The sequence below is a fragment of the Microlunatus sagamiharensis genome (genome assembly GCF_900105785.1).
GTDB lineage: Bacteria > Actinomycetota > Actinomycetes > Propionibacteriales > Propionibacteriaceae > Microlunatus > Microlunatus sagamiharensis.
In genome coordinates this window covers 1165229-1192105 of the sequence record NZ_LT629799.1, presented here as the reverse complement: position 1 = coordinate 1192105, position 26877 = coordinate 1165229, and the positions used below count along the sequence as shown (strand labels likewise).

At 74.2% G+C, this 26877-nt stretch carries 21 protein-coding genes; 7 read left to right on the top strand and 14 right to left on the bottom strand.

Annotated features, from left to right (window positions below):
- Positions 1-31 precede the first annotated feature (31 nt).
- Both hrpA and BLU42_RS05390 read right to left on the bottom strand, forming a co-directional pair.
- Positions 32-3940, bottom strand: coding sequence for an ATP-dependent RNA helicase HrpA (gene hrpA, locus BLU42_RS05395; RefSeq protein ID WP_197680626.1), 3909 nt, complete (start codon positions 3938-3940; stop codon positions 32-34).
- A gap of 235 nt (positions 3941-4175) precedes the next feature.
- Positions 4176-5156: a T3SS (YopN, CesT) and YbjN peptide-binding chaperone 1 gene (locus tag BLU42_RS05390; RefSeq protein WP_231918454.1), complete on the bottom strand. Its 981-nt coding sequence runs from the start codon at positions 5154-5156 to the stop codon at positions 4176-4178.
- A 168-nt stretch (positions 5157-5324) separates the two neighbouring features.
- Here BLU42_RS05390 and BLU42_RS05385 point away from each other — a divergent pair, with 168 nt between their 5' ends.
- Together BLU42_RS05385 and BLU42_RS05380 are read left to right on the top strand one after the other, a co-directional pair.
- Positions 5325-6590 carry a PrsW family intramembrane metalloprotease gene (locus BLU42_RS05385; protein WP_157719795.1) on the top strand — a complete coding sequence of 422 codons (1266 nt, stop codon included), beginning with the start codon at positions 5325-5327 and terminating at the stop codon, positions 6588-6590.
- Positions 6591-6607: 17 nt separating this feature from the next.
- The gene (locus tag BLU42_RS05380) at positions 6608-7648 is read left to right on the top strand and encodes a molybdopterin-dependent oxidoreductase (RefSeq protein ID WP_157719793.1); all 1041 of its coding nucleotides are present in this window, start codon (positions 6608-6610) and stop codon (positions 7646-7648) included.
- Positions 7649-7677: 29 nt separating this feature from the next.
- Here the strand turns inward: BLU42_RS05380 and BLU42_RS05375 are convergent, their stop codons facing one another.
- The 4 genes from BLU42_RS05375 to BLU42_RS05360 all read right to left on the bottom strand — a co-directional run bounded on the left by BLU42_RS05375 (position 7678) and on the right by BLU42_RS05360 (position 13464).
- A complete protein-coding gene (locus tag BLU42_RS05375; RefSeq protein WP_091073567.1) occupies positions 7678-8799 on the bottom strand; it encodes a serine hydrolase domain-containing protein in 1122 nt (373 codons plus the stop codon).
- 86 nt (positions 8800-8885) lie between these two features.
- Positions 8886-11774 carry a vitamin B12-dependent ribonucleotide reductase gene (locus tag BLU42_RS05370; protein WP_091073566.1) on the bottom strand — a complete coding sequence of 963 codons (2889 nt, stop codon included), beginning with the start codon at positions 11772-11774 and terminating at the stop codon, positions 8886-8888.
- A gap of 257 nt (positions 11775-12031) precedes the next feature.
- Positions 12032-12601 (bottom strand): transcriptional regulator NrdR, encoded by a 570-nt coding sequence (gene nrdR / locus BLU42_RS05365; protein ID WP_091073565.1) that lies wholly within the window; start codon positions 12599-12601, stop codon positions 12032-12034.
- Positions 12602-13008: 407 nt separating this feature from the next.
- A complete protein-coding gene (locus BLU42_RS05360; RefSeq protein ID WP_091079502.1) occupies positions 13009-13464 on the bottom strand; it encodes a DUF2752 domain-containing protein in 456 nt (151 codons plus the stop codon).
- Positions 13465-13558: 94 nt separating this feature from the next.
- Here BLU42_RS05360 and BLU42_RS05355 point away from each other — a divergent pair, with 94 nt between their 5' ends.
- On the top strand, positions 13559-14398 hold the full coding sequence (locus BLU42_RS05355) for an RDD family protein (protein WP_157719791.1): 840 nt from the start codon (positions 13559-13561) through the stop codon (positions 14396-14398).
- 93 nt (positions 14399-14491) lie between these two features.
- On the opposite strand, the gene BLU42_RS05350 is transcribed toward BLU42_RS05355, so the two are convergent.
- Positions 14492-14911 carry a hypothetical protein gene (locus tag BLU42_RS05350; protein ID WP_091073563.1) on the bottom strand — a complete coding sequence of 140 codons (420 nt, stop codon included), beginning with the start codon at positions 14909-14911 and terminating at the stop codon, positions 14492-14494.
- Between the two features lie 330 nt (positions 14912-15241).
- Here BLU42_RS05350 and lexA point away from each other — a divergent pair, with 330 nt between their 5' ends.
- Positions 15242-16075 carry a transcriptional repressor LexA gene (lexA, locus tag BLU42_RS05345; RefSeq protein WP_091079498.1) on the top strand — a complete coding sequence of 278 codons (834 nt, stop codon included), beginning with the start codon at positions 15242-15244 and terminating at the stop codon, positions 16073-16075.
- A gap of 36 nt (positions 16076-16111) precedes the next feature.
- Here lexA and BLU42_RS05340 read toward each other — a convergent pair whose 3' ends face one another.
- From BLU42_RS05340 to hflX, 3 genes are all read right to left on the bottom strand, one after another.
- Positions 16112-16471: a nuclear transport factor 2 family protein gene (locus BLU42_RS05340; protein ID WP_091073562.1), complete on the bottom strand. Its 360-nt coding sequence runs from the start codon at positions 16469-16471 to the stop codon at positions 16112-16114.
- A 118-nt stretch (positions 16472-16589) separates the two neighbouring features.
- Positions 16590-18551 carry an ATP-dependent DNA helicase gene (locus BLU42_RS05335; RefSeq protein ID WP_091079495.1) on the bottom strand — a complete coding sequence of 654 codons (1962 nt, stop codon included), beginning with the start codon at positions 18549-18551 and terminating at the stop codon, positions 16590-16592.
- A gap of 115 nt (positions 18552-18666) precedes the next feature.
- A complete protein-coding gene (gene hflX / locus BLU42_RS05330; protein ID WP_091079491.1) occupies positions 18667-20184 on the bottom strand; it encodes a GTPase HflX in 1518 nt (505 codons plus the stop codon).
- Positions 20185-20415: 231 nt separating this feature from the next.
- On the opposite strand from hflX, the gene BLU42_RS20470 reads away from it, so the two are divergent.
- Positions 20416-20592, top strand: a complete 177-nt coding sequence (locus tag BLU42_RS20470) for a hypothetical protein (protein ID WP_157719789.1) — start codon at positions 20416-20418, stop codon at positions 20590-20592.
- Between the two features lie 119 nt (positions 20593-20711).
- On the opposite strand, the gene dapF is transcribed toward BLU42_RS20470, so the two are convergent.
- Together dapF and miaA are read right to left on the bottom strand one after the other, a co-directional pair.
- Complete coding sequence (dapF, locus tag BLU42_RS05325; protein ID WP_091073561.1) at positions 20712-21548, bottom strand: diaminopimelate epimerase; 837 nt, start codon at positions 21546-21548, stop codon at positions 20712-20714.
- Between the two features lie 43 nt (positions 21549-21591).
- Positions 21592-22518: a tRNA (adenosine(37)-N6)-dimethylallyltransferase MiaA gene (gene miaA, locus BLU42_RS05320; RefSeq protein ID WP_091079487.1), complete on the bottom strand. Its 927-nt coding sequence runs from the start codon at positions 22516-22518 to the stop codon at positions 21592-21594.
- 64 nt (positions 22519-22582) lie between these two features.
- On the opposite strand from miaA, the gene BLU42_RS05315 reads away from it, so the two are divergent.
- A complete protein-coding gene (locus tag BLU42_RS05315; RefSeq protein ID WP_091073560.1) occupies positions 22583-22789 on the top strand; it encodes an antitoxin in 207 nt (68 codons plus the stop codon).
- Between the two features lie 10 nt (positions 22790-22799).
- Here BLU42_RS05315 and BLU42_RS05310 read toward each other — a convergent pair whose 3' ends face one another.
- Together BLU42_RS05310 and miaB are read right to left on the bottom strand one after the other, a co-directional pair.
- Positions 22800-24335 (bottom strand): hypothetical protein, encoded by a 1536-nt coding sequence (locus BLU42_RS05310; RefSeq protein WP_091073559.1) that lies wholly within the window; start codon positions 24333-24335, stop codon positions 22800-22802.
- Between the two features lie 25 nt (positions 24336-24360).
- The gene (miaB, locus tag BLU42_RS05305; protein WP_091073558.1) at positions 24361-25917 is read right to left on the bottom strand and encodes a tRNA (N6-isopentenyl adenosine(37)-C2)-methylthiotransferase MiaB; all 1557 of its coding nucleotides are present in this window, start codon (positions 25915-25917) and stop codon (positions 24361-24363) included.
- Positions 25918-25959: 42 nt separating this feature from the next.
- Between miaB and BLU42_RS05300 the strand changes: the two genes are divergently transcribed.
- Entirely contained in the window at positions 25960-26877 is a 918-nt protein-coding gene (locus BLU42_RS05300; protein ID WP_157719787.1) for an aldose 1-epimerase family protein, read from the top strand.

The following is a 26877-nucleotide window of genomic DNA, read 5'->3' as shown; positions in this document are numbered from 1 at the left end:
ACCCCGTCCGCGGACGGCCGGGCGAGCACGCTCAGAGCGAAACGGCCAGGGCCCGGCGCGCCGCCTCGATCGCTGAGCGGACCCGCTTCTCCGAGACGGGGACCTTGGTCCGCAGCCCCTGGGCGAACAGGCTGACCCGCAGCTCCTCCAGCAGCCAGCCGACCTCGGCGACGGCACCCGGCAGCGGCCCGGGCGGCACCTCGGCCACCAGCGCGGCGTACGCGTCCTCGCAGCGCAGCACCACCTTCCGGCCCGCCTGGTCGCGCGCCGGCTGGGTGGTGAGCGTGGTCGCGCGCTGCTGCGCGGCCTGCAGGTAGCGCGGCAGGTCGACGAGGTGCTCGTACGGCGTCGCGGACAGGAAGCCGGCGAAGACGAGGTTGGCCAGCTGCTCGCGCAGGTCGTCGGCGGCCTCCTGGCTGCGGGCGGCGACCTGCGGCAGGGCGCTCTGCACCGGACCCCAGGTCCGCAGGACCTCGGCGGCGAGGGCGACCACGCCGCGCATCAGGTCGGGGTTGTCCTGCCGCACGGCGTCGCACAGGCGGGTGAACGCGGCCGCGTCACGCACCGGGGCGCCCGTGGGCGCGTGGCGACGGACCAGCTCGCCCACCGACGCGAGCCTCGCGTCGGCCAGCAGGGCCGGGACGCCGGCGTACGGGCTGGAGCCGAGGGCGAGCTTGTCGAGGTTCGGCAGGTGGCCGACCACCCAGCGCGTGGGGTCGGGCGTGCCGAGGAGCACCAGGCGCCGGAGGCCGGCGGTGGTCGCGGCGGCCTGGCGGGCCGGGGTGTCGAGCAGGCGCAGCGTGACGCTGGTCTGCTCGTCGACGAGCGAGGGGTAGCCGACGACGCTGCGACCGTCTCTCGTCACGGTGAGCTCCGGCTCCAGGCGGCCGAAGTCCCAGCCCGTCAGCCCGGTGCGGGTGAAGGTGTCGGCGGTCGCGGCCAGCGCGGCGTTGACCTGGGCGGTGAGCCGCGTCTTCAGCGCGGCGAGGTCCTTGCCCTCCGCGACCTCGGCGCCCGCCGCGTCGGTCACGACGAAGGTCACCCGCAGATGGTCCGGGACGGCGTCGAGGTCCCAGGCGTCGTCCGTCACCGTCTCGCCGGTGAGGACGCGGATCGCCCGTCCCAGGGCCGCGGTGAAGGTCTCCCCCGGCGGTCCCGGGTGCTCGCGGACCCAGGCGAGGGCCCGCTCGGCGTGCTCCGGGGCGGGGACGAGCAGCCGCCGCACCGCCCGGGGCAGCGAGCGGACGAGCTCGGTGGCGAGCTCGCCGCGCAAGCCCGGCACCTGCCAGCCGAAGGGCGCGGGACCGATCTGGTTGAGCACGTCCACGGGCACCGTCACGCTCACCCCGTCGCGCGGGTCGCCCGGGGAGAAGCGGTAGGAGACGGCGAGCGCGTGCCCGGCGACGTCCCAGTGGTCGGGGTAGGCGTCGCCGAGGGCCAGCCCCGCCGGCCCGGTCGTCAGGTCGGCCAGGCTCAGGTCGAGCAGCTCGGGCGTCTCGTGCCGCGCGGTCTTCCACCACGCGTCGAACGCGGCGCCGGAGGTGACGTCGGCGGGCACGCGGGCGTCGTAGAAGGCGTACACCGTGTCGTCGTCGACGGCCAGGTCGCGGCGCCGGGTCCGCTCCTCGAGCTCCTCGACCTCGGCACGGACCTGGGCGTTGCGCTGCACGAAGCGGTGCCGGGTGTGCCAGCGGCCCTCCACCAGCGCGGCGCGCAGGAAGATCTCGCGGGCCTCGACCGGGTTGACCTTGGCGTAGCCGACGCGGCGCTGGGCGACGATCGGGACGCCGTAGAGCGTGACCTGCTCGAACGCCATCACCGATCCCGAGCGCGACGACCAGTGCGGCTCGGAGTAGGAGCGGTTCAGCAGGTGCTGGGCGACCTCCTCGACCTGCGCGGCGGTGACACCGGCGACCGTGCGGGCGTACAGGCGGCTGGTCTCGACGATCTCGGCGGCGACCACGAGCGACGGCGGGCGCGCGCCGGCCGCCGAGCCAGGGCTGATGACGAACCGCGTCCCGCGGGCGCCGAGGTACTCCCGTGCGGGGCGCCGCCGCTTGGGGGCCGGGCGGCCCTTGCCCTGCGCGCGCGGCTCCTCGCGCTCGTCGAGCAGCCCGACGTGCGAGAGCAGCCCGGTCAGGGCGGCCGTGTGGATCCGGTCCCCCCCGGCGGGGGTCTCGTTCGTGCTCATGCCGAGGTCGCGGCAGACCTGCTTGAGCTGGGTGTGCAGGTCCTGCCACTCGCGGATCCGCAGGTAGTGGAGGAACTCCTCGCGCACCCGCCGCCGGAACGCGTTGCCCGACAGCTCCTTGCGCGAGACCTTGAGGTAGTCCCACAGCCGCAGCAGGGCGAGGAAGTCGCTGCCCTCGTTGACCGGTGGTCCCTGCTCCTGCGCCGGGGCGTCACCCTCCTCGGCCGGGCCGCTGGGCAGCGGGGCCCAGAAGCGCCGGTGCAGCGCGTCGGCGCGCTCGCGCTGCTCGGCCGGGCGCTCGCGCGGGTCCGGGATCGAGAGCCCGGCGACGACGACGAGCATCTCCTTGAGGCAGCCCTGGCGCTCGGCGGCCAGCAGCATCCGGCCCATCCGGGGGTCGACGGGGATCGCGGCCAGCCGCTGCCCGACCTTGGTCAGCCGGACGTCGCCCTCGACCCGGTTGCGGCGGGCACCCGGACGGTCGTCGCCGTGCAGCGCGCCCAGCTCGGTGAGCAGCCGCAGGCCGTCGCTGACCTGCGTACGGTCCGGCGGCTCGACGAAGGGGAACGAGGCGATGTCGCCGAGCTCGGCGGCGGCCATCTGGAGGATGACCGAGGCGAGGTTGGTGCGCAGGATCTCCGGCTCGGTGAAGAGCGGGCGGGAGGCGAAGTCCTCCTCGCTGTAGAGGCGGATGCAGACGCCCGGCGCGACGCGGCCGCAGCGGCCGGCCCGCTGGTTGGCCGACGCCTGCGAGACCGGTTCGATCGGCAGCCGCTGCACCTTGGTCCGGGCGGAGTAGCGCGAGATGCGGGCCGTGCCGACGTCGACGACGTAGCGGATGCCGGGCACGGTCAACGAGGTCTCGGCCACGTTCGTGGCGAGCACCACCCGCCGGCCCGGGTGCGGGGCGAAGACGCGGTGCTGCTCGGCGGTCGACAGCCGCGCGAACAGCGGCAGGACCTCCGTCGAGCGCAGTCCCGCCCCGTTGAGCGCGTCGGCGGCGTCGCGGATCTCGCGCTCGCCGGAGAGGAAGACCAGGACGTCGCCGCCGCCGAGCGCGCTCAGCTCCTTGACCGCGTCGACGATCGCCGCGTTCTGGTCGGCGGTGCCCGCGCCCTCGTCGAGCATCGGGCGGTAGCGCATCTCCACGGGGTAGGTGCGCCCGGACACCTCGACCACGGGCGCCGGCGTGCCGTCGGGACCGGCGAAGTGCTCGGCGAAGCGGGCGGTGTCGATCGTCGCGGAGGTGATGACCACCCGGAGGTCGTCACGGCGCGTCAGCAGCTGCTTGAGGTAGCCGAGCAGGAAGTCGATGTTCAGGGAGCGCTCGTGCGCCTCGTCGACGATGATCGTGTCGTAGCGCCGCAGGTCGCGGTCCCGCCCGATCTCGGCGAGCAGCACGCCGTCGGTCATGATCTTGAGCCGCGTCTGCCGCGACGTCTGGCGGGTGAAGCGGACCTGGTAGCCGACGACGTCGCCGAGCGGCGTCTCCATCTCGTCGGCGACGCGCTGCGCGACCGTCCTCGCCGCGAGCCGGCGCGGCTGGGTGTGGGCGACCGAGCGCCGCCCGAGCTCGAGGCAGATCTTCGGCAGCTGGGTCGTCTTGCCCGACCCCGTCTCCCCCGCCACGACCACCACCGGGTGGTCCCGCACGAGCCCGGCGATCTCGTCGTGCCACGCCGTGATCGGCAGCGCCTCGTCGTACGTGAGGTGGAGCGCGGGACTCTCCTGCACTGCCACGTCACTCACTGGACCCAGGCTAGTCGGACGAGCCAGCCGGACCGCGTGTCCGGAGACCCGAAGTGGAAGCAGACCGCACCGGACACCGCTACCCGCTCCGCAGGAAGTGGACCGCTCGCTCGTACGAGAGGGAGTCCGCCCCCTGCCGTCTGGACGACGAGCGCGTCACGACAACGCTTCATCGTCGTGACGCGGGAGGAGGAAGACGGCAGGTCCAGGGCGGACGACCGCGTACGAGCGAGGACTAGAACGTGGTTCTTCCGTCCAGCTTCGCCGCCAGGTCCTCGTCGATGCCGTCCGCGACGTCGGAGAGGACGCGGACGGCCTGGTGCAGGTGGGCCGGCACGAAGGGCTGCGCGAGCACCGAGATGCTGGCGAACACCCGGTCGCGCACGAGCTGGAACTTGACCCAGCGCGACTCGACGTTCAGGTCGTTGACGACCTCGGCGGCGCGCGAGCGGCCGGAGACGTCGTGGACCACGGCCGCGAAGACCGTGACCTCCTTGCCGTCGCCGCTGGTGCGCAGGAAGAGCATCGTCGAGCCGACGCGGATGGCGACGTCGCCCTCGTTGTCGCGGTAGGGCGGGTGGCCGTACATGCTCGTCAGCTCGGCGTCGACGAGCCGGCTCAGGTGGCCCGGGCCGTCGGGCAGCGTGGCGTTGAGGTCGTCGGGATCTACCTCGATCGGCGTGCCCCGGCGCGGCAGGCGGGCGGGCTCGAGGACGGCGCCGGTGGAGCCGTTCGTCGAGGGTGGCGTCGGCTCGGTCGTCTCGGCGACCTCGGGCTGGAGCACCTCGGCGAGCTGGTCGGGAGCGAGGAATACGGGGTGCTGCACGCCGAAGACGTCGCGCAGCGCACGGACGGCCTGCTCGGCGAGCGTCTCGGACTCCTCCTGCGCGCACTCGGCGCGCAGGTGCTCCAGGCCCGGGGCGTCCGCGCCCGAGGGGTCGCAGCGCTCCCAGCCGTCGGCGGCGAGGGCGTCGACCTGCTCGGTCTGCGTCCGGCCGGCCGCCACGCCGGCCACGGCCCGGACCCGGTCGCGCGCGGGGCTCGAGAAGCGCACCCAACTGTCGGGGGCGCCGTCGCCCGTGGGCGTGCCGATCGTGAGGTCGCCGGACTCGTCGACCATCGAGAGCACCTCGGCGAGCCGGGCACCGAACTCGCTCCAGGCCTGCTCGATGGCGCGGTCGATGTCGAAGTCGTCGATCCCGTCGACCCCGCTCACGCCGCGCACCTCCTCACGAGCCCGAACCTAGCGCACGCGTCGCCCGCCGAGGCCGACCCGGACCCGCCTCGTGCGCGTCGGCCCGGCGGGCGTGCGGGCAGGTCGCCCGAAACCTAGGGTGGTCCCCGGCGCACCCGGATCCACCCCGCGTCGAGGAGGAGTCGAGCCATGAGTGGTCGGTCACCGGTGCCCGTGACGGGTGGCGGCGCCGTCGTCCCGCCCGCGCTGCTGCACCACCCGCGGTCGGCCCTGACCTGGGTGACGACAGCCGTCCTCGGGGTGGGCGCGCTGGTCATCGCCGGGCTGTTCGTCGCCTTCGGCGGCCTCGGTCCGGTCGCGCTGGTGACGTTCCTCGCCGCGCTGGCCTTCCCGGTCATCCTGCTGGTGATCTTCTGGCTCGACCGCTACGAGCCCGAGCCCGCCCGTTACCGCCTCGCGGCGATCGGCTGGGGCGGCGTGGTCGCGGTCATCCTCAGCTTCGTCGTCGAGTCGGCCGCGGCGCTGGTGACGGGCAACGAGTCGTTCGCCTCGTTCGCGATCGTCGCGCCCGTGGTCGAGGAGACCGGCAAGGGCCTCTTCCTCGTCGCCGTCGTGCTGCTGCGGCGCTCGCAGGTCCACGGCCTGCTCGACGGCGTCGTCTACGGCGCGCTGGTCGGCGTCGGCTTCGCCTTCGTGGAGGACATCCTCTACTACCTGTCGGCCCTGAACGAGGGCGGTGCGGCCGGCCTGACGACCACCGTCGTCCTGCGCGGGGTGATGAGCCCCTTCGCGCACCCGCTGTTCACGGCGGCCACCGGCCTCGGCTTCGGCATCGGCGCCACGTCGACGTCGAGGGCCAAGCAGGTCGTCGCCCCGCTGCTCGGCTACCTGACCGGCATCGTGCTGCACGGCATCTGGAACGGCAGCACCGTGTACGGCGGCCGCGGCTTCCTCACCGCGTACGGGCTGATCATGCTGCCGCTGCTGATCGTGATCATCTCGATCGCCATCTGGGCCCGCTCGCGCGAGGGCCGGATGCTCCTCACCGCCCTGCAGCAGACGGTCCAGATGGGCTGGACCCGTCCGGAGGAGGTGCGCTGGGTGGCGCGCATCTCCGACCGGGTCTCCGCCCGCCGCTACGCCCGGATGCGGGCGGGCAAGCCGGCGGCGCAGGCGCTGCGGGCGTTCCAGCAGACCATGATCGAGATCGCCTTCCTGCACAACCGCTTCGTCAACGGCACCGCCCCGCGCGACGTCAACCAGCGCATGCTCGGCCTGCTCGACCGGGCGGCGGCGCTCCGACCGTTCGTCGTCCTGCCGCCGGAGCTGCCGCAGCCCACGCTCCCGGGAGGTCCACCCGGCGCCGCGACCGCTCCCGGCTGGATCCCGCCGGGGCTGCCCGAGTGGTACGGGCCGGGCGCGGGCACACGCCCCACCCGCGCCGGCTGGTCCTGAGCCGGACGCGGAGCGCAGTGAGCACGCCCGTCCGTCCGCACGCGCTCGCGCCGCGCCGGGTGCTGCGGCGCGCGGGACGGCGGACGAACGCCGGGCTCCTGCTCCTGCTGCTCGGCAGCCTGGCCACCGGCGGGCTCGCCTTCGCCACGGCCGGTCTCGTGACGGCCCGCGCGGCCGCGGTCGCCCACGGCGTGCTCGGGCTCGGCCTCCTCGCGCTCGTGCCGTGGAAGGTCGTCGTCGTCCGGCGGGCCCCGCGCGTCACCCCCCTGGGGCTGGCGCTGGCCCTGCTCGTCGTCACCTGCGTCGTGGCCGGGGTGGTCGAGGTGCTCGTCGGTCCGGACGTCCGCGGCGGCGCCCTGACCCCGATCCAGGTCCACGTCGGGTCGGCCGTGGGGATCGTCGCCCTCCTCGCCACCCACGTGGTCCGGCACTGGCGGCCCCGGCTCGTCCGGCGCACCGACGCGGGGCGTCGCCAGCTGCTGCGGACGGCGGCGTTCACCGCGGCGGCCGCTGGGACCTTCGTCGCGCTCGACGGGGTGACCGTCGCGAGCGGGGCCGCCGAGCGCCGCACCGCCACCGGCTCGCACCGCATCCCGGCCGCCGACGTCCCCGCGACCATCTGGCTGCTCGACCGTGTCCCCGGCGCCGCCGAGCAGGCCCAGGAGGTGACGATCGCCGGCGTCGGAGTCACCGCGGCCGACCTCGACGCGCGCGGCGGACCCGTGCGGGCGCGCCTCGACTGCACGACCGGCTGGTACGCCGACGCGACCTGGACCGGTGTCGCGCTGGCCGACCTGCTCCCCGCGTCCGCGCTCGCCGAGGCGCGGAGCCTCGTGGTCACGAGCGTGACGGGCTACCGACGCCGGTTCGACGTCGACGCGGCAGGCGCGCTGTTCCTGTGCACGCGGGTCGAGGGCGCACGCCTCAGCGCCGGCTACGGCGCACCCGTACGGCTGGTCGCGCCCGGGCACCGCGGCTTCTGGTGGGTCAAGTGGGTCGCCTCGGTCGAGACGAGCGCCCTGCCCGCGTCCGCGCAGTCCCCGTTCCCTCTGCAGTAGCCGGGTGCGCCGCCGCGTAGCGGCGCCGCTCAGGCGAGGGCCTGGAACTCCTCCACGAGGGGCCACACGTGCTCGCCGAGCTCGACCTGGGTGAGGAGCACCCCGACCGTGCCGTCGGGGTCGACGAAGAAGTCGGTCCCCTGGCCTCCCGACCAGCCGAACCGGCCGCGGTGCGGGTCGGTCGTCACCACGCCGACGCCGAAGCCCCACCCCGTCGTGTCCCAGAAGCCGGGGAAGAAGCTCGTCGGCGTCTTGAGCGCGGGAGCGACCTGGTCGCTCGTCATGAGGCGCCGGTGCGCGGCAGAGACGAGCGGAGGACCTCCGACGTCCTCGCCCGTCACGAGGGCCCGGAGGAAGCGGTGGTAGTCGCGCGCGGTCGAGACGAGCTCGCCGTGGCTGACGTCGACGTCCGGCGGACCCGCGTACGCGCCGCCGCCCGCCGGCTCGGTCTCGACCAGCCGCTCGCCGTCGTGCCGGTACGCCGCCGGCAGCCGGTGCAGCTCCGCGGTCGGGACCCACAGCCCGGTGTCGACCATCCCCAGCGGCCCGAGGAGGTCGTCGGCGAGGTGCTCGCCGAACCCGCGCCCGGTCAGCCTCGAGACCAGGACGCCCAGCACCGCGTACGAGTGGTGGTAGCGCCAGCCCTCCCCCGGCTGGAACGCCAGCGGCAGCCCGGCGAGTCGGCCCATCCACGCGTCCGCGCTGCCCGGGAACGGGTTCGGCCCGGCCTCGGTGGCGTTGGCGGCCATCGCCTCCGCAAGGGGTGACGGTTCGAGGAGCATGCCGTAGCCCGACGTGTTCGTGAGCAGGTGGCGCACCGTGATCGGCCGGACGGCCGGTTCCGTGTCGTCGAGCGCGGCGGTCGGGGCCCGCAGCACCCGTCGACGGGCGAGCTCTGGCAGCCACGGCTCGACGCTGTCGTCGAGCCCGAGGCGTCCCGCCTCGACCAGCCGCAGCACAGCCACTGCCGTGACCGCCTTGGTCATCGACTGGATGCGGACGATGGCGTCATCACGCAGCGCCGGTCCGCCGACGGCGGCCACGCCGACGGCGACGACCTCCGGGTCGTCGCGCCCGAGCAGTCCGATCGCGCCGGGCACCGTGCCCGCCTCCACGTGACGGACGAGCAGGTCCTCCAGCGCGCTGGCCACGGACCGACGATCCCAGGTCCGCCGCCCCACGACCAGACCGGCCCGGCCCCCTGGTGGGGACCGGGCCGGTCGAGGTCAGGCGAGGATCAGCTGCAGCCGCTCGTGGAGCCGCAGCCCTCGCAGACGTAGCAGCTGCCGCTCGGGCGCATCTTGGTCCCGCAGGTGAGGCAGAGCGGGGCGTCGACGCTGGTGCCGGTCAGGCGCTCGAAGAGCTCCGACGTCGTGTGCGCGGTGCTCGGTGCCGGCTTGGCCGACGCCACGGGGACCTCCACCTCGACGGCGTCGGTGTCGACCGTGTCGCCCGCGTCGCTCTTGAGCGACTCCGACTCGATCTGCTCCTCCTCCGGCTCGGGCAGGTAGGAGCCGGTCTCGACCTGGCGGGCCCGCTCCGTCGCCGTGTAGATGCCGAGCTCGGCACGGTCGTCGAAGGTCAGGTACTCCAGGGCGAGGCGCCGGAAGATGTAGTCCATGATCGACTGCGCCATCCGGATGTCGGAGTCGTCGGTCAGGCCGGCCGGCTCGAACTTGAGGTTCGTGAACTTCTGCACGAACGTCTCGAGCGGCACGCCGTACTGCAGGCCGATCGACACCGCGATCGAGAAGGCGTCCATCACGCCGGCCAGGGTCGAGCCCTGCTTGCCGAGCTTGAGGAAGACCTCGCCCAGGCCGCCGTCCTCGTACGCGCCCGAGGTCATGTAGCCCTCGGCCCCGCCGACGGAGAACGAGCGGGTCAGGCTCGAGCGCGACTTCGGCATGCGCTTGCGCTGCGGCTTGTAGACGACCTTCTCCACGACGGTCGGCTCGGCCGCGGCCACCGGGGCGTCCTCGGTCTTCTTCTCCGCCTTGCCGTCGCTGAGCGGCTGGCCGACCTTGCAGTTGTCGCGGTAGACCGCGAGCGCCTTGAGGCCGTACTTCCAGCCCTGCAGGTAGACGTCGGCGATCTCCTCGACCGTCGCGGTCTCGGGCAGGTTGACCGTCTTGGAGATGGCGCCGGACAGGAACGGCTGCGCGGCCGCCATCATCCGCACGTGGCCCATCGGCTTGATGGCCCGGCGGCCCATGGCGGTGTCGAAGACCTCGTAGTGCTCCGGCTTGAGGCCGGGGGCGTCGACGACGTGGCCGTTCTCGGCGATGTACTCGACGATCGCCTCGACGGTCTCGTCGGCGTAGCCGAGCTTGGCGAGAGCGCGCGGGATCGTCTGGTTGACGATCTGCATCGAGCCGCCGCCGACGAGCTTCTTGAACTTGACCAGCGAGAAGTCCGGCTCGATGCCGGTCGTGTCGCAGTCCATCATGAAGCCGATGGTCCCGGTGGGCGCGAGGACCGAGGCCTGTGCGTTGCGGAAGCCGTTGGCCTCGCCGGTCTTGATCACGCCGTCCCACGCCTTGGTGGCCCGGGCGTGGATCGAGGAGCCCATGGCGTCGACGTCGCGCAGCGAGTCGTCGGCGGCCTGGTGCTTGCGCATGACCCGGCGGTGCGCGTCGGCGTTGCGGGCGAAGCCGGCGTACGGGCCGACGATCCCGGCCAGCTCGGCCGAGCGGCGGTAGGAGACGCCCGTCATCAGCGAGGTGATGGCGCCGGCGAGCGCGCGGCCGCCGTCGGAGTCGTAGCCGTGGCCCGTGGCCATCAGCAGCGCGCCGAGGTTGGCGTAGCCGATGCCCAGCTGGCGGTAGTCGCGGGTGGTGCGCCCGATCGACTCGGTCGGGAAGTCGGCGAAGCAGATCGAGATGTCCATCGCGGTGATGATCAGCTCGACGGCCTTCTCGAAGCGCTCGGCGTCGAAGGTGTCGTCGTCGCGGAGGAACTTGAGCAGGTTGAGGCTGGCCAGGTTGCACGAGCTGTTGTCCAGGCTCATGTACTCCGAGCACGGGTTGGACGCGTTGATGCGGCCCGACTCCGGGTTGGTGTGCCAGTCGTTGATCGTGTCGTCGTACTGGATGCCCGGGTCGGCGCACTGCCACGCCGCGAGGGCGATCTTGCTCCACAGGTCGCGGGCGTCGACGGTCTCGATGACCTCGCCGGTGGTGCGCGAGCGCAGCCCGAAGTCGGTGCCCTGCTCGACCGCACGCATGAACTCGTCGTTCACGCGGACGGAGTTGTTCGCGTTCTGGTACTGCACGGACGTGATGTCCTTGCCGCCCAGGTCCATGTCGAAGCCGGCGTCGCGCAGCGCGCGGATCTTGTCCTCCTCGCGCGCCTTGGTCTCGACGAACTCCTCGATGTCGGGGTGGTCGACGTCGAGCACGACCATCTTGGCCGCGCGACGCGTGGCGCCGCCCGACTTGATCGTCCCCGCGCTGGCGTCCGCGCCGCGCATGAAGGAGACCGGGCCCGACGCGGTGCCGCCGGAGGTCAGCAGCTCCTTGCTGGAGCGGATGCGCGAGAGGTTGAGGCCGGCACCGGAGCCGCCCTTGAAGATGAAGCCCTCCTCGCGGTACCAGTTCAGGATCGAGTCCATCGAGTCGTCGACGGAGAGGATGAAGCAGGCGCTGACCTGCTGCGGCGACTGCGTCCCGACGTTGAACCACACCGGCGAGTTGAAGGAGAAGTGCTGGTGGAGCAGGAGCCAGGTCAGCTCGTGCTCGAAGACCTCGGCGGAGGCCGCGTCGGCGAAGTAGCCGTAGTCCTCGCCGGCCTTGCGGTAGGTGTGCACGACGCGGTCGATGAGCTGCTTGAGCCCCTGCTCGCGCACCGGGCTGCCGAGGGCGCCGCGGAAGTACTTGGTGGTGACGATCGTGGAGGCGTTGACGCTCCAGAAGTCCGGGAACTCCACGCCGTGCTGCTCGAAGACGGTCTCGCCGGTCTTCCAGTTGGTCTGGACGACGTCACGACGCTCCCAGGTGACCTCGTCGTACGGGTGCACGCCGCTGCTGAACACGCGCTCGAGCACGAGCCCGGCGCTCTTGCGGCCGTTCTTCGCGGTGCTCTTCGCGGTGTCGCCGCGGCCGTTGGCCGCACGGGTGGTCTCGGTCATCTGTCCTTCTTCCTGACGTGCACGCCGTCCCTCGTAGAACGGTCTGCGCTGGGCTGGTAGTCCCCGGGTCGTGCTCTGGTGCGGGTCCGGGCCCTTGGGCCCGGGGTGGTGCTCCGACCCGTCAGGACCGGTCGTGCTGGTTGACGCTGCCCCGCCGCTCGGGGGTGCTGGCGGTGCGTACGTCGGGCTGGGACCGGGGCCGAGAGCGCGCTGCCTTCCCCAGCAATGCGCTCCCGGCCCCGGAGTCGGGGCGCCCCTCAGGGCGGGGGCTGACCCCCGCCACCGGCGGGGCGGCGGCGCGGGGTCAGGCGGTGCGGGGTGAAGCTCGCGACCTTGGAGTCGAGCAGCGGGTCGGGGATGAGCGGCTCGATGCCCGCCGGCTCCCCCTCGGCGCGCAGCAGCGCGATCTCGGACTCGAAGTCGTCGACCGAGCGGAACTGCCGGTAGACGCTCGCGAAGCGCAGGTAGGCCACCTGGTCGAGCTCGCGGAGGGGACCGAGGATCGCCACACCGACCTCGTCCGCGGGGATCTCGGGCTGGCCGCAGGCCCGCAGCGAGTCCTCGACCAGCTGGCCGAGCCGGGCGAGCTGGGTCTCCGTGACCGGGCGGCCCTTGCAGGCCTTGCGCACCCCGGACACCGCCTTGTCGCGGCTGAACGGCTCGACCACGCCGCTGCGCTTGACCACCACGAGCTGCATCTGCTCGACGGTGGTGAAACGACGCTCGCAGACCGGGCACTGGCGGCGGCGGCGGATGCTGCCGCCGTCCTCGGCGGTGCGCGAGTCGAGCACCTTGGAGTCGCCGTGACGGCAGTACGGGCAGTGCACCTGCGGCTCCTCTCGACCCGTTCCGCACCGTTTGACCGTCGGCCCCTGGGGACAACCCTGGGGAGGACGTGTGGACCGTGCTGTGGACTTGTGTGGGTAACCGACCACTAGTTGTGGATGAACTACAGCGGTGTAACCACTAGATGTAGTGACCTTACGACCGGGACCCACTATGTGCAAGAGGACTGACACTTTCGCGCGTCGCGTCGCAGGACACGCCGGGGCAGCCGCCGGGACGCGGCGCGACGAGGGCGGGGGCGCACCTGCCGGGCCGACGGGACCCAGGCACGGACGGTGCAGGCGTGGACGGTCCAGGCGTGGACGACGCGGCGTGGACGACGCCGGCGTGGACCGCCCTGAGGCCGCAGGCCGCTGCTGCGGGAGAGAGCCGGATGACCGGCCGTGGGTCAGGTCAGGTTGCGCACGAGGGTGTAGGCGACACCCACCGCGAAGAACGCGACCAGGCGCTGCGTGGGCGTGGTGCGCCGCCAGCGCTGCCGCACCGCTGCGGGGAGCCGCACCGCCGGACCGCCGAGGGCCTCGACCACCCAGCAGAGCCCGATCACGCCCAGCACGGCGATCAGCACCAGCGCGAGCGGGTTGAAGGCGAAGGCGGTCGCGACGTCGCCGTGGAGCAGGGCACTGCCCATCCGGGTGCCGCCGCACAGGGGGCAGTCCCAGCCGGTGACGACGCGGAACGGGCAGCTGACGCCGATGCCCGTCGTGGCGTAGAGGGCGCTGAGGCCGAGCCCGGTCGCGAAGAACCCGACGAGCGGGCGCAGCGCCGTGCGCGGGGAGAACGCGGCGGCTGCACCGTCGCCGTGGGCCGTCGGAGTCCTCGAGCCCGCCACCCTCGTCGCCATGCCCGACATTCTGCCTCGCGTGCGGTCCGCGCGGACCGGACGCGCCTTAACCTGGGCTGCGCCTCGAGGCCGGGGCGCTCGAGCAGGAGGGCACGTGGGCGAGCAGACCGGTCGCGACCAGCAGGAGCCGTCGGGGCCGGACGTGCCACCTGCCCCCGCGCCCGACCCGGCGTCCGCCGCGGGAGGCGGTCCGAGCCAGCCCTCCGGCCCCGTCTACGGCCGGGTGACCCGGTTCGGCGTGCCCGGAGCACCCGCGCCCTCGGCTCGTCCGCCCGCTCCCGGTGCCTCCCCCTCGTGGGCTCCGTGGACGCCCGGCCCGGCGCCCTGGACGCCGCCCGCTCCCCTGCCGCCGGGATGGACGGGACCGCCGGACGTCGGATGGTCGGCGCCGCCCGGTCCGGTCCCGGGCTGGCCGGCACCCCTCCCCGGCTGGCCGGCGCACGCTCGGCCCCGACCGCGATGGCGCCGTGACCAGTACGCGCGCTGGGGCAGCCGGGTCCTCGGCGACCTCGTCGACCACGCGCCCGCGTACGTCGCGCTGGTCCTGCAGCTGCTCGCCTACCTCCCGCTGTACGCCGGCCTGCTGCGGGGCGACGTGGACGCCGAGCCCCGCTGGGGCCTGCTGGTCGGCGGCCTCGCGCTGAACCTGGTCGCGATCGGGTGGAACCTCTGGAACCGCTGGATCTGCGGCGGCCGGACGGGCCAGTCGCTCGGTCGCCGGCTGACCGGCACCCGCCTCCTGAGCCAGGTCGACGGCCGCCCCGTCGGTACCCTCAACGCGTTCCTGCGCGACCTGCTCCACGTGCTCGACGGCTTCGCGTGGATCGGCTACCTCTGGCCGCTGTGGGACGAGGAGCGGCAGACGTTCGCCGACAAGATCATCGAGACGGTCGTCGTCCGCACGGTGGACGAGCGACCCGTCGGGTGGTCGTGACCAACGGGTCCTCCAGCTCGCGACCAGGAGCTCAGGACCGACGACGAGCATCCGCCCGACGCACAGCGTCGACCGACAGGCGTCCGCTCAGGCTCAGCCCTGCGCGACGACGACGGCGTCGGACGCGTGCGAGGCGCGGTAGCCGTCGCTCGTGACGCGGAGCGCGGTGAGCCCCACGACCACGACGCTGGCGACCACGAGAGCGGCGGCGACGGCGAGCACGACGGCCACGCCGCGCTCGGTGAGCCGCCAGCTCGGCGCAGACGCGGGAGCGGCAGCCGGGACCGCGACGGGTGCGGCCACCCGGCACGCCTGGGTCCGCGCGGCGGGCGGCGCGGTGAAGCGCAGCCGGCGCGGCCGAGCGGCCGGTCCGACACCCGGGCCCGACCGGCGGGGCCGGGTGCGGGTCGGGGCGGCCGCGGGCTCGACCCCGGGCCCCGCGGGAACCAGCCGGAGGGCGCGGGGCCGCTCGACGACAGCGGGGGCGACGGGCTCGGCGAGTGCGACACTCATGACGGTGCTCCTCAACGTGTAGGGCGTACGGTCGAACGTCCGTTCGATCGAACGCGTGTTCGATGTGTATCGCACCCCGGGTCGCGGCGCAAGCACATTCGAAGCGGTGTTCGAGAACTTCATGCTCCGGAGTCCACCAGGGGGGTCTGACAAAAACGCGGCTGGAGGTGCGCACCTCTCGCAGGCGCACCGTCGACGGGCGGCGTACGGGCTCGCGCACCACCACACGGCACGGGTGGCCCCAGGGCGAGCGCTCTCCGCCACGACACGCGGGCGACACGCTCGAACAGGTGTTTGAATGTGCTCGGCGTCTTTCCTACAGTGCCGTCCATGGCACACGACGACACGCCGGACAGCCCCACGAGCGACACCGGCCGACCCGCCCGTCGGCGGGGGCGTCCGACCAAGGCCGAGGTCGCGGCGCAGCTGGGCGAGTCGGCGTCGGTGAGCTCGCTGCCCGACGGTCCCGCGGACAGCTCGGGCCTCACCCCGCGCCAGCGCCGCATCCTCGAGGTCATCCGCGACACGGTCGAGTCGCGCGGCTACCCGCCGAGCATCCGCGAGATGGGCGAGGCGGTCGGCCTGGCCAGCTCCTCGAGCGTGTCCCACCAGCTGAAGGCGCTGGAGCAGAAGGGCTTCCTGCGTCGCGACCCGAACCGGCCGCGCGCGCTCGAGGTGCTCCTCCCCGGCGAGGACCGTCGTGCCCCCGAGCCGGTGCGCGTCGCCCCCGTCGAGCTGGTGAGGCCCCGCCTGGTCGAGGTCGACGACTCGGGCGTGAACGCCTTCCCCGAGCCCGTCCACGTCCCGGTGCTCGGCCGCATCGCGGCCGGCGGGCCGATCCTCGCCGAGGAGCGCGTCGAGGACGTGTTCGCCCTGCCGCGCCAGCTCGTGGGCGAGGGCACCATGTTCACCCTCGAGGTCCGCGGCGACTCGATGATCGACGCCGCGATCTGCGACGGCGACTGGGTGGTCGTCCGGCAGCAGCCGAACGCCGACAACGGCGACATCGTCGCCGCCCTGCTCGACAACGAGGCCACCGTGAAGACCTTCAAGCGCCAGCCGGGCCAGGTGTGGCTGATGCCGCACAACCCGGCCTACGACCCGATCGACGGCAACCACGCCACGATCCTGGGCAAGGTCGTCGCCGTCCTGCGCCGGCTCTGAGCGGGTCCCTTCCGACGCGGAGCGTGGCGGACGGGATCAGCCGACGAGCAGGGTGAGCAGCTCGCTGATGCGTCCGTCCACGATCGTGACGATGTCGATCCCACGCACGAGCGGCTCACCGTCCGCCGGACCGAGGCGCCAGGCGAGCGCCGCGCGTCCCGCTCCGGCGTAGACCGGCCCCTCCTCGGCGAACGCGGCTCCGGGTGGCAGTCCGTCCTGCAGGGCACCCGCCTTGGTGGCGACGGCCTCCCAGCCGTGCACGGTCCCCTCGGCGTCGGTGAAGGTGACGTCGGCGGTGTAGGTGCGGCGGGCCGCCTCCCGCCGGGCGTCGGCGTCGCGCTCCCCGAACACCTCCGCCAGGTTGGCGTGCAGCAGCTCCAGCGTCTGGTCGTCCATCGGGCATCCTCCTGCGTCTCGGGCGAGGACGAGCTGAGGCGGCACCGGAGGCCGCGCCCGTGAGCCCTCATCGGCAGGGTGCCACCCTCCCACCCGGGATCGGACGGCCCGACGGGCCCTACGCCTCCTCGGCCAGCCGGCGCAGTGCGCCGATCACCGTCTCGCGGTCGGACGTCTCCCACATGTCCGGCATCGAGGCGCGCAGGAAGGACCCGTAGCGCGCCGTCACCAGGCGCGGGTCGAGCACGGCCACGACACCCCGGTCGCTGCTGCGGCGCACGAGCCGCCCGGAGCCCTGCGCCAGCAGGAGCGCCGCGTGGGTGGCGGCCACGCTCATGAACCCGTTGCCGCCGGCGTCGGCGACGGCCTTCTGCCGTGCCAGCGTGAGCGGCTCGTCGGGTCGCGGGAACGGGATCCGGTCGATGATCACCAGCTGGCACGTCGCCCCGGGGACGTCGACGCCCTGCCACAGCGACAGGGTGCCGAAGAGGCTGGTCGTCGGCTCGCTGGTGAAGCGCCGCGTCAGCTCGGACAGCTGGGCGTCGCCCTGGCAGAGGATCGTCAGCTTGGGCAGCTGCTTGCGCACGTGCACGGCGGCCGCCTCGGCCGCGCGCCGGCTGGAGAAGAGCCCGAGGGTGCGCCCGCCCGCCGCCCAGACGAGCTCGGCGATCTCGTCGAGCACCTCCTTGCTCATGCCGTCGCGACCGGGGGTCGGCAGCGCCCGGGCCACGTAGCGGATGCCCTGGCGCCGGTAGTCGAACGGCGACCCGACGTCGAGCGCCCGCCACGGGACCGGCGGATCGTCGGCCGAGGCGCCCTCGACGCCGCTCGGGACGTACGCCTCGCCCGAGTCGTCCCGGTCGCGCGCCCGCAGCCCGAGCGCGGCGGCCGAGGGGCCGAAGTCGTCGCCGAGCTTGAGCGTCGCGGAGGTGAGGACGATCGTGCGCTCGCCGAACACGGACGAGCGCATTAGGCCGGCGACCGACAGCGGCGCGACGTGCGCCTCGCGGCCCGACCGCTCCCGCTCGGTGACCCAGACGACGTCGTACGGCGACAGCCCGGCCATCCGCTCGGCCACGTCGAGCACCTCGCCGACCGCAGCGGCGGCCTGCCGCTGCTCCGGGCTCGGCTTCTCCCCACCGGCGCTGCCGGTCAGCGCGGACACGGCGGCCCGGGCGGCGGAGCGGACCCGCTGCGCCGCGACCACGAAGGGCGACGCCGGGTCCTCCACCCGCTCCAGCGGCATCTCGTCCAGCGCGGTCCGCAGCTCGTCGGCGGACTCGAGCAGGTCGAGCGCGACGTCGTCGGACAGGAAGGTCACGGCGCGCTTGCCGACCCGCTCGACCTGCTGCGGGCTCAGCTCCGCCGACGCGGCCCCCGTCACCCGGGCGACGAGCTCGTGCGCCTCGTCGACGACGACGGCGCGGTGCTCGGGGAGTGCCGTACCGCCGTGCATGGCGTCGATGGCCAGCAGGGCGTGATTGGTCACCACGAGCCCGGCGGAACGGGCCTGGTCGCGCGACTTCTCCACCAGGCAGGAGTCCCCGTACGGGCAGCGCTGGGCACCGAGGCACTCGCGCACCGGCACCGAGACCTGGTGCCAGGCCCGGTCGCTGTGCGCGGGGGCGTCGTCGCGGTCGGCGACCCCGCCCGTCGCCGCCTGGTCCTCGGCCCACTCCCGCAGCGCGAGCACCTCGGTGCCGAGCGCGGACTCCGGCGACGCGCTGGACCGGGCGGTGGCCGCCAGGTCGTCGGCCGAGATGAGTGTCCCCTGCTCGGTGACGCCCCCGTCCCGCACGCGCAGCAGGCAGGCGTAGTTGCTGCGGCCCTTGAGGACCGAGAAGTCGGGACGCCGCCCGGTCACCCGCTGGACCGCGTCGAGCGCAGCGGGGATGTCGGACTTGGCCAGCTGCGCCTGCAGGGCCAGCGTCGCCGTCGCGACGACCACGCGTTCCCCGGGGTGCTCGGTCAGCCAGACCAGCGACGGTGCGAGGTAGCCGAGCGACTTGCCGGTCCCCGTGCCCGCCTGCACGAGCAGGTGGCGCCGGTCCTCGAGCGCGAGGGCGACGGCGTCGGCCATCGCGTGCTGCCCCGGACGGTCGGCCCCGCCGATACCGGCGACCGCGTCGTCGAGGACCCGCCGGTGGCCGGGCGCCGAGCCGTCCTTCGCTCCCCGCGGCGGGGCGAGGGTCTGCTCAGCCACCGCGGACGGTCGCGTCCAGCGCGGGACGTCCCCGCTCGTACTCGGCCAGCTCGCCGGCCAGGTCACCGTGCACCCGCGCCACGACCAGCGTGCCGTCGCCCGTGTGCTCGGTGGTGAGGAGCTCACCCTCCTGGTGGATCCGGTTGAGCAGGTCGCCACGCCCGTACGGCACCATCGCCCGGACCTCGACCTCGGGCCGCGGCAGCCGCGCCTCCACGGTGCGCTGCAGGTCGGCGATGCCGGCACCCGTGCGGGCCGAGACGACGACCGCGTCGCGGTAGCGCGCACGCAGGGCCGCGATCGCGTCGGGGCCGGCGGTGTCGGCCTTGTTGATCACGATCAGCTCGGAGACCTTGCCGGCCCCGATCTCGGCGAGGACGTCGTGGACCGCGCGGATCTGGCCCTCCGGGTCGGGGTCGGAGCCGTCGACCACGTGCAGCAGGAGGTCGGCCTGGGCCGACTCCTCGAGCGTGGACGCGAATGCCTCGACGAGGTCGTGGGGCAGGTGCCGGACGAACCCGACGGTGTCGGTGAGCGTGAAGACGCGGCCGTCGGCGGTGGCGGAGCGGCGCACCGTCGGGTCGAGGGTCGCGAACAGCGCGTCCTCGACCAGCACGCCCGCCCCGGTGAGCCGGTTGAGCAGGCTGGACTTGCCGGCGTTGGTGTAGCCGACGATCGCCACGGACGGGATCTGGTTGCGCTTGCGCTCGGCCCGCTTGGTCTCGCGGGTGCCGTCCATCTCGCGCAGCGCTCCGCGGAGCCGCGCGATCCGGCTGTTGATGCGGCGGCGGTCGGTCTCGAGCTTGGTCTCACCGGGTCCGCGACCACCGATGCCCGCGCCGCCGGCCGCCCGGCCACCGGCCTGGCGCGAGAGGTTGCCGCCCCAGCCGCGCAGGCGCTGCTTGAGGTAGTTCAGCTGGGCCAGCTCGACCTGGGCCTTGCCCTCCGCGCTCTTGGCGTGCTGGGCGAAGATGTCGAGGATCAGGGCGGTCCGGTCGATGACCTTGACCTTGACCCGGTCCTCCAGGTTGCGCAGCTGGGCCGGGCTGAGCTCGCCGTCGCAGATGACGGTGTCGGCGCCGCTGGAGACGACGACGTCGCGGAGCTCGGCGACCTTGCCGGAGCCGATGTAGGTGGCGGGGTCCGGCACGGGCCGGCGCTGCACCAGGCCGTCGAGCACCTGCGAGCCGGCGGTCTCGGCCAGCAGCTTGAGCTCGGCGAGGGAGTTGTCGGCGTCGACCTGGCTGCCGGTCGTCCACACGCTCACCAGCACCACCCGCTCGAGCAGGAGCTGGCGGTACTCGACCTCGCTGATGTCGGAGAGCTCGGTGGACATGCTGCCCACGCGGCGCAGCGACTGGCGGTCGGCCCGGTCCAGCTGGTCGCCGTCGACGTCCTCGGGCGCGGGTCCGGCGGGCCGCGGCCGTCGGAGGGTCTCGACGAGCAGCTCGTCGTCGTGGGGTTCCTGCGTCTCGTGGAGCGCACCGGCGTCGGGTCGAGGAAGACTCATCGTGCTGCCCAGGGTCTCACGGTGCTCAAGCGCGAGCACCTGGTTTGGCGGGTTGTCCACAGCCTCGTCGGCGCGGGACCGGAGCTCCGGCACGAACCTCCGCCGCGGCTGGTCCCCTCGCGGGCCACGCACCCATCCCAGCAGCATCGCGTGACCGGTGGCGGTGCGGTTGCTACGCTTGGTCCTGACATCGTTGTCAGCATCCTGAACCTCCAGCGGAAGCGACCACCGATGACCACCCTCGCCACCGTCCTCCTGAGCGTCCTGGGCGCCGTCTGCCTCGGCATCCCGCTGACCTCGGTCGCCGTCGTCTACCGCGACGAGCTCCCGCCCGTGTGGGACCGCGTCCGCCGCGCGCTCGCCTTCGACCCGCGCCACCCGGGGCTCCACCCGTACGCGGGGCGCTGAGCCGCCCTCTCCTCCGGGTCCGGACGACCGTCCTGGCTCGGAGGACGCCGGCCTCGTGACGGTTCCTCGACACGATCCGGCGGCCGTGTCCGACGAGCTCGGGGAGCGCTCCTCGGCTCCTAGCGGGGCGGCAGCGTGACCTCGCCGTGGGCGACGAGCACCGCCGGTCCGGTCAGGTGGGCCTCGTCGCCCACGAGCTCGACCTCCACGCGCCCGCCGGGCACGTCCACGGTCCACACGCCGTCCCCGCCGCTCGCGCCGCCGACGCCGAGCGCCCGCGCTGCGGCGGCCGCGGCCACCGTCCCCGTCCCGCAGGAGCGGGTCTCCCCCACGCCGCGCTCGTGCACGCGCATCGCGACGTGGCGCTCGCCCAGCGGCTCGACGAACTCCAGGTTCACGCCCTCGCCGAAGGCCTCGGCCGGTTCCCAGCGCGGCTCGCGGGTCAGGTCCAGCGAACCGACACCCGTCACGACGCTGACCGCGTGCGGGTTGCCCACGTCGACCGACGTGGCGTCGTACGCGGACCCGCCGGCCGTGGTGACACGGACCGTCCCCGGCGCCACGGCGACCCGGCCCATGCCCACCCGGACCCGCCCGTCGGGCAGCGCGGTCGCCGGCTTGAGCCCGGCCCGCGTGGCGACGTCGACGGTCGGGCCGGTCGCCAGACCCTGGTCGAGCAGGTAGCGGACGAAGACGCGCACGCCGTTCCCGCACATCTGCGCGACCGAGCCGTCGGCGTTGCGGTAGTCCATGAACCACAGGCCGGGGTCGCCGTCCCACTCCGGGACGTGGCGCGCCATCACCGCCCGCAGCAGCCCGTCTCCGCCGATCCCGGCCCGCCGGTCGCAGAGCCAGCGCACGTCCTCGTCGGAGGGGTCGAGGACGTTCTCCCGGTCGAGCAGGACGACGAAGTCGTTCTGCGTCCCGTGACCCTTGCTGAACCGCCATCGCCGCACCGCCCGATGATCCCACCGCGGGCAACGGCGAACAGGTCCGCGCTCATGCGGCGGGCCGGCCCCTCCCCTCGGGTCCGGCCAGCACCAGCGCCGCCTCGACGAGGTCGGGGCGGTCGTGGGCCAGCCAGGTGATGCGCTCGTCCTTGCGGAACCACGAGTCCTGGCGCCGCGCGAAGCGCCGGGTGCCGACCACGGTCGCCTCCCGCGCCGACGCCTCGTCGGTCTCGCCGTCGAGGAAGGCCAGGACCTGGCGGTAGCCGAGCGCACGGGAGGCGGTGACGCCGTCGCGGAGCCCGTGGTCGGCGAGCCGGCGGACCTCGTCCACCAGGCCGGCCGCCCACATGGCGTCGACGCGGGCGCGGATGCGCTCGTCGAGCACGGGCCGGGGCACGTCCAGGCCGATCTGCACGACGTCGGGCAGCGCGTAGCGGCGCTCGGGGAGCTCGGCGGCGTACGGGCGGCCGGTCAGCTCGACGACCTCGAGGGCCCGGACGACCCGGCGCCCGTTGGCGCGCTCGATCCGGCTCGCCGCCGCGGGGTCGCGCTCGGCGAGCCGGGCGTGCAGGGCCTCGGGGCCCAGCTCCTCGAGCTCGCGCTCCAGGCGCCCCCGCACGACCGGGTCGGTGCCGGGGAACTCGAAGGCGTCCACGACCGCACGGACGTAGAGCGCGGAGCCGCCGACGAGGACGGGCACGACACCCCGGGCCAGGCAGTCGGCCACCGCGGCCCGGGCCAGGGCCTGGAACTGCGCCACCGTCGCCGTCTCGGTCACGTCCAGCACGTCGACCAGGTGGTGCACGACCCCGGCCCGCTCGAGCGCCGAGGGCTTGGCGGTGCCGACGTCCATGCCCCGGTACACCAGCATCGAGTCGGCGTTGACGACCTCGGCGGGCCGGCCCGCGGCCGCGTACGCGCGGGCCAGCGCCACCGCCAGCCCGGACTTGCCGGAGGCGGTGGGACCGACGAGCACGACCGTCACCCCGACAGTCTGCCGGGCGGCGCGGCCGTCCGAGGTGCCCCACTACCCTTCCTGCATGGGCATCTTCGACAAGGCGCGCGAGGCGCTCCACCAGCACGCCGACAAGATCGACACCGTCGTGGACAAGGTGGCCGACGAGGCCGACCGCCGCACCGGCGGCAAGCACAGCGAGCAGATCGACAAGGGCTCGGGCGTCGCCAAGGACAAGCTCGGCGACTACGCCCGCCGCGACCCCGAGCCCGGCCAGGCGCCCGGCGTCTGAGCCCCGGCGCTCAGCGCAGCGACGCCTGCCCGGTGAGCGACCGGGCGAGCGTCGCCACCTCCGCCTTCGTCGCGAGGTCCTCGGCCGCAGCCGCGACGGCGGCCTGACGCCCCTCCTCGACGCGCTGCCGCGTCCGTTCCCTGATCTCCTCGAGCTCGACGCGGCCCCGGCGGGTCCGCACGACCTCGCGGAGGAGCACGACCACGAGGACGACGACCGCGAGGAGCAGCGTCACGCCGAGCCCGGCGGCGGCGGTCCGCAGCAGCGCGAGGCCGGCGAGCAGGGCGACACCCGCCCCGACGGCCGGCACCAGGACGGCGGCGCGGGACCTGGTCCGGCTCTGGACGGCATGGGCGTCGAGCTCGGCGAGCCTGGCCGGGTCGGCGCCGTCGGTCGTGACCATGACCTGACCCATCTCGGTGTGCACCGCCTGCGGTCCCGGGCGCTGCGCCGCCACCTCGGCCGCGATCGCGGTCACCGCCGCGTCGAGCCCCGGCCGCGCCCAGCCGACGAGGGTGCGGCGCTCCTCCGCGCCGACCCGCGGGTCGAGCAGCGCCTGCTGGACCAGCGTCGTCGTCGGGGTGCGCGGGGGCTCCTGCTCGGCGTCCGGCTCGGGCGCGCCCGGGTCCTCGATCCGGGCGCGCAGCACCCGGGCCCGCTCGAGGAGAACCCGCTCGTCACCCAGCCCGGCGCCGACGAGGGCCTCCACCACCCGGCGCAGCGCGGTGCGGTCGTCGTCGGTGTCGATGGTCGCCCGGGCGTCGGACCGCTCGCCGGCCGCGGACGGGGCGACCACGGTCGGTGACCACCCGCCCTGGACGAGGAGCTGGATCCAGCGCACGGTCTGGAGCGGGGTGACGGCCTTCGCCGTGTCGGCCGCAAAGCGTCGCCACGTCTCGGCGGTCAGGTCGAGGTCGCGGCTCCAGGCCCGCTCCACGCCGGGGAGCGCACCCGGGTAGCGGCCGTGCGCCACCGCCCGCCACAGCACGACCTGCGGCGCGGCGAGGGCGCCGTCGGCGAGGAGCAGCGGCGCGACGCGCTCGGCGACACGCTCGCCGTGCCCCAGCCAGCCGAGCGCAGCCACGACGAAGGTCTCGTGCTCGGCGTTCCCCACGGTGCCGCCGGGTCGGCCGTCAGCCGGGCCGACGGACGAGGCGGGCACGGACGCGCCCGTCGCGAGCGCGACGACCTCGTTGGTCGCGCCGACGAGCCAGTAGTCGACCTCGCCCGTCGCGAGCGGGTCGGGCACGCCACTCGCGTCGAGGGTGAGGAGCGCGCGGAGCGACGCGCGCCGCACGGCGCTCGTGCCGGGGTAGCCGGCAAGCTGCTCGCGCACGTCGCCCAGCTCCACGTAGGCGTCGAAGGCGGTGGAGAGCGCCTGCAGCCGTGACTCCAGGGAGCCCTGCAGCGTGCGGAGCTGGCTGCTGAGGCGGGCGGACTGCTGCGACGCCTCGAAGGCACGGCTCTGCAGGCCCTCGAGCTCGTCGCGCAGCAGGTTGTCGCGGCCGTTCTCGCCGGCCCAGAACCAGCTCCAGTCGTCAGGCATGGCAGCAGGGTGCCAGCCCAGGGGCTCAGCCGCAGGCCGTTGCCGGGGCGAGCGGCGCCGGCACGCCCACCGTGGGCAGCCCGAGGCCGACGACCGGCCGGGCCGCCGTCGCGCCGGCCTGCCGCGCGGCCCACGCGTCGCCGCCGCGGGTGCGGCGCAGCGACAGCAGCCCGTCGTCGGCGGTGAGGTGGTGCGGGGCCGCGTACGTCACGACGACCTCGCCGAGGTCGCCGGGCCGGGGGCGCAGCGCCGGGTCCTCGGGGACCCCGACGTGCACGAGCCGGTTGTCGCGCGCCCGGCCGGACATGCGCGAGGTCGCGGCGTCCTTGCGGCCCTCGCCGTCGGCGAACATGACCTCGACGCTCCGGCCGACCTGCGCGCGGTTCTCGCTCCAGGCGGCGTCCTCGACGAGGGCGACCAGGCGCTCGTAGCGCTCCTGGACGACCTCGCGCGGGACCTGGTCGGGCATCGTCGCGGCGGGCGTCCCTGGCCGGATCGAGTACTGGAACGTGAACGCCGCGGCGAACCGCGACTCGGCCGTGACGTCCAGCGTCGACTGGAAGTCCTCCTCGGTCTCGCCGGGGAAGCCCACGATGATGTCGGTGGTGATCGCGGCGTGCGGGATCGAGGCGCGCACGTCCTCGATGATCTTGAGGTACTTCTCGCTGCGGTAGGAGCGGCGCATCGCGCGGAGCACCCGGTCCGAGCCGGACTGCAGCGGCATGTGCAGCTGCGGCATCACGTTGGGCGTCTCGGCCATGGCCGCGATGACGTCGGGGGTGAAGTCGCGCGGGTGCGGGGAGGTGAAGCGCACCCGCTCCAGGCCCTCGATGCCCCCGCAGGCCCGCAGCAGCTTGGCGAAGGCGCCGCGGTCGCCGAACTCGACGCCGTAGGCGTTCACGTTCTGCCCGAGCAGGGTGATCTCCTGCACGCCCTCGGCCACCAGCATCTCGATCTCGGCCAGGATGTCGCCCGGTCGGCGGTCCTCCTCGCGGCCGCGCAGCGCGGGCACGATGCAGAAGGTGCAGGTGTTGTTGCAGCCGACGCTGACCGACACCCAGGCCGCGTACGCGGAGTCGCGCCGGGTCGGCAGCGTCGAGGGGAAGCGCTCGAGGGACTCGGCGATCTCGACCTGCGCGGCCTGCTCGACGCGGGCCCGCTCCAGCAGCCGCGGCAGGGCGCCGACGTTGTGGGTGCCGAACACGACGTCGACCCAGGGCGCGCGCCGCGTGATCTCGCCACGGTCCTTCTGCGCCAGGCAGCCGCCGACGGCGATCTGCATGCCGGGCCGGCGGGCCTTGACGCTCGCCGCGTGCCCGAGGTTGCCGTAGAGCTTGTTGTCCGCGTTCTCGCGCACCGCGCAGGTGTTGAACACGACCACGTCCGCCCCGTCGGCGCCGTCGCGCTCGGCCGGGGTGTAGCCGGCCTCCTCGAGCAGGCCGGCCAGCCGCTCCGAGTCGTGGACGTTCATCTGGCAGCCGTGGGTCCGGATGGCGTACGTGCGCGGCGCGGACGGCTCGGACGGACCGGTCACGGGGACGGCCTCAACGGCGACGGGCTGCGGTGCGGTGGTGGTCGACATGGCGGCCCCAGGGTAGTTCCGCGCCGCCCTAGAGTGCGATCCGTGACGCCTTCGGCCGCGAGCAGCCCGACTGGGACCCAGCACGACATCACCCTCGGCGAGCAGTCCGCCACGGTGACGCAGCTCGGCGCGGGCATGCGCCGCTACGCCGTCGCCGGCCGCGACGTCGTCAAGGGCTACGGCGCCGACGAGCCCGTCTCGGGCGGGCGCGGCCAGCAGCTGATCCCCTGGCCGAACCGCATCCGCGACGGCCGCTACCCCTGGGCGGGCGCCACCCAGCAGCTCTGGCTGAGCGAGCCGCCCCGGCACAACGCCAGCCACGGGCTCGCCCGCTACGTGCCCTGGAGCGTCGTGGAGCACGAGGACGCCCAGGTGGTGCTGGAGCTGACGATCTTCAGCCAGCCCGGCTGGCCGGGGGTCCTGCACGCGCGGCTGACGTACGCGCTCGCCGACGACGGCCTGCACGTCACTCTCGAGGCGACCAACGTCGGTCGGACCGAGGTGCCCTTCGGCTACGGCGCGCACCCCTACCTCACCGTCGGCGAGGAGCGCGTCGACGAGGTCGAGGTCACGCTGCCCGCGGCGAGCCGGCTCGAGGTCGACGACCGGATGCTCCCGGTGGCCGTGTCGCCGGTCGAGGGCAGCGGGCTCGACCTGCGCGAGCCCTCGCTGGTCGGCGACCGGGTGCTCGACACCGCGTACACCGACCTCGCCCGCGACGCCGACGGCGGCTGGAGCGTCCGGCTGCGCCGCGGGGACCGCACCGCCGAGCTGTGGGCGGACTCCTCCTTCGCCTGGGCGCAGGTCTTCACCGGCGAGAAGCGCCGCGACGTCGGGCTGGCGGTCGAGCCGATGACCTGCGGCCCCGACGCCTTCAACCCCGGGCCGACCCATGACGGGATGCTCACCCTCGCGCCGCGCGAGACCTTGCGGTTCCGGTGGGGCATCCGGGGTAGTTAG

Bases quoted from the DNA above. Each gene is read 5' to 3' on its own strand.
- BLU42_RS05370 (WP_091073566.1), bottom strand. From the start codon at position 11,774: ATGACCGAGACCACCCGTGCGGCCAACGGCCGCGGCGACACCGCGAAG.
- miaB (WP_091073558.1), bottom strand. From the start codon at position 25,917: ATGTCGACCACCACCGCACCGCAGCCCGTCGCCGTTGAGGCCGTCCCC.
- BLU42_RS05350 (WP_091073563.1), bottom strand. From the start codon at position 14,911: ATGAGTGTCGCACTCGCCGAGCCCGTCGCCCCCGCTGTCGTCGAGCGG.
- BLU42_RS05310 (WP_091073559.1), bottom strand. From the start codon at position 24,335: ATGCCTGACGACTGGAGCTGGTTCTGGGCCGGCGAGAACGGCCGCGAC.
- BLU42_RS05340 (WP_091073562.1), bottom strand. From the start codon at position 16,471: ATGGACGACCAGACGCTGGAGCTGCTGCACGCCAACCTGGCGGAGGTG.
- BLU42_RS20470 (WP_157719789.1), top strand. From the start codon at position 20,416: ATGACCACCCTCGCCACCGTCCTCCTGAGCGTCCTGGGCGCCGTCTGC.
- BLU42_RS05385 (WP_157719795.1), top strand. From the start codon at position 5,325: ATGAGTGGTCGGTCACCGGTGCCCGTGACGGGTGGCGGCGCCGTCGTC.
- BLU42_RS05335 (WP_091079495.1), bottom strand. From the start codon at position 18,551: ATGGCCGACGCCGTCGCCCTCGCGCTCGAGGACCGGCGCCACCTGCTC.
- BLU42_RS05360 (WP_091079502.1), bottom strand. From the start codon at position 13,464: ATGGCGACGAGGGTGGCGGGCTCGAGGACTCCGACGGCCCACGGCGAC.
- hflX (WP_091079491.1), bottom strand. From the start codon at position 20,184: ATGAGTCTTCCTCGACCCGACGCCGGTGCGCTCCACGAGACGCAGGAA.
- lexA (WP_091079498.1), top strand. From the start codon at position 15,242: ATGGCACACGACGACACGCCGGACAGCCCCACGAGCGACACCGGCCGA.
- BLU42_RS05315 (WP_091073560.1), top strand. From the start codon at position 22,583: ATGGGCATCTTCGACAAGGCGCGCGAGGCGCTCCACCAGCACGCCGAC.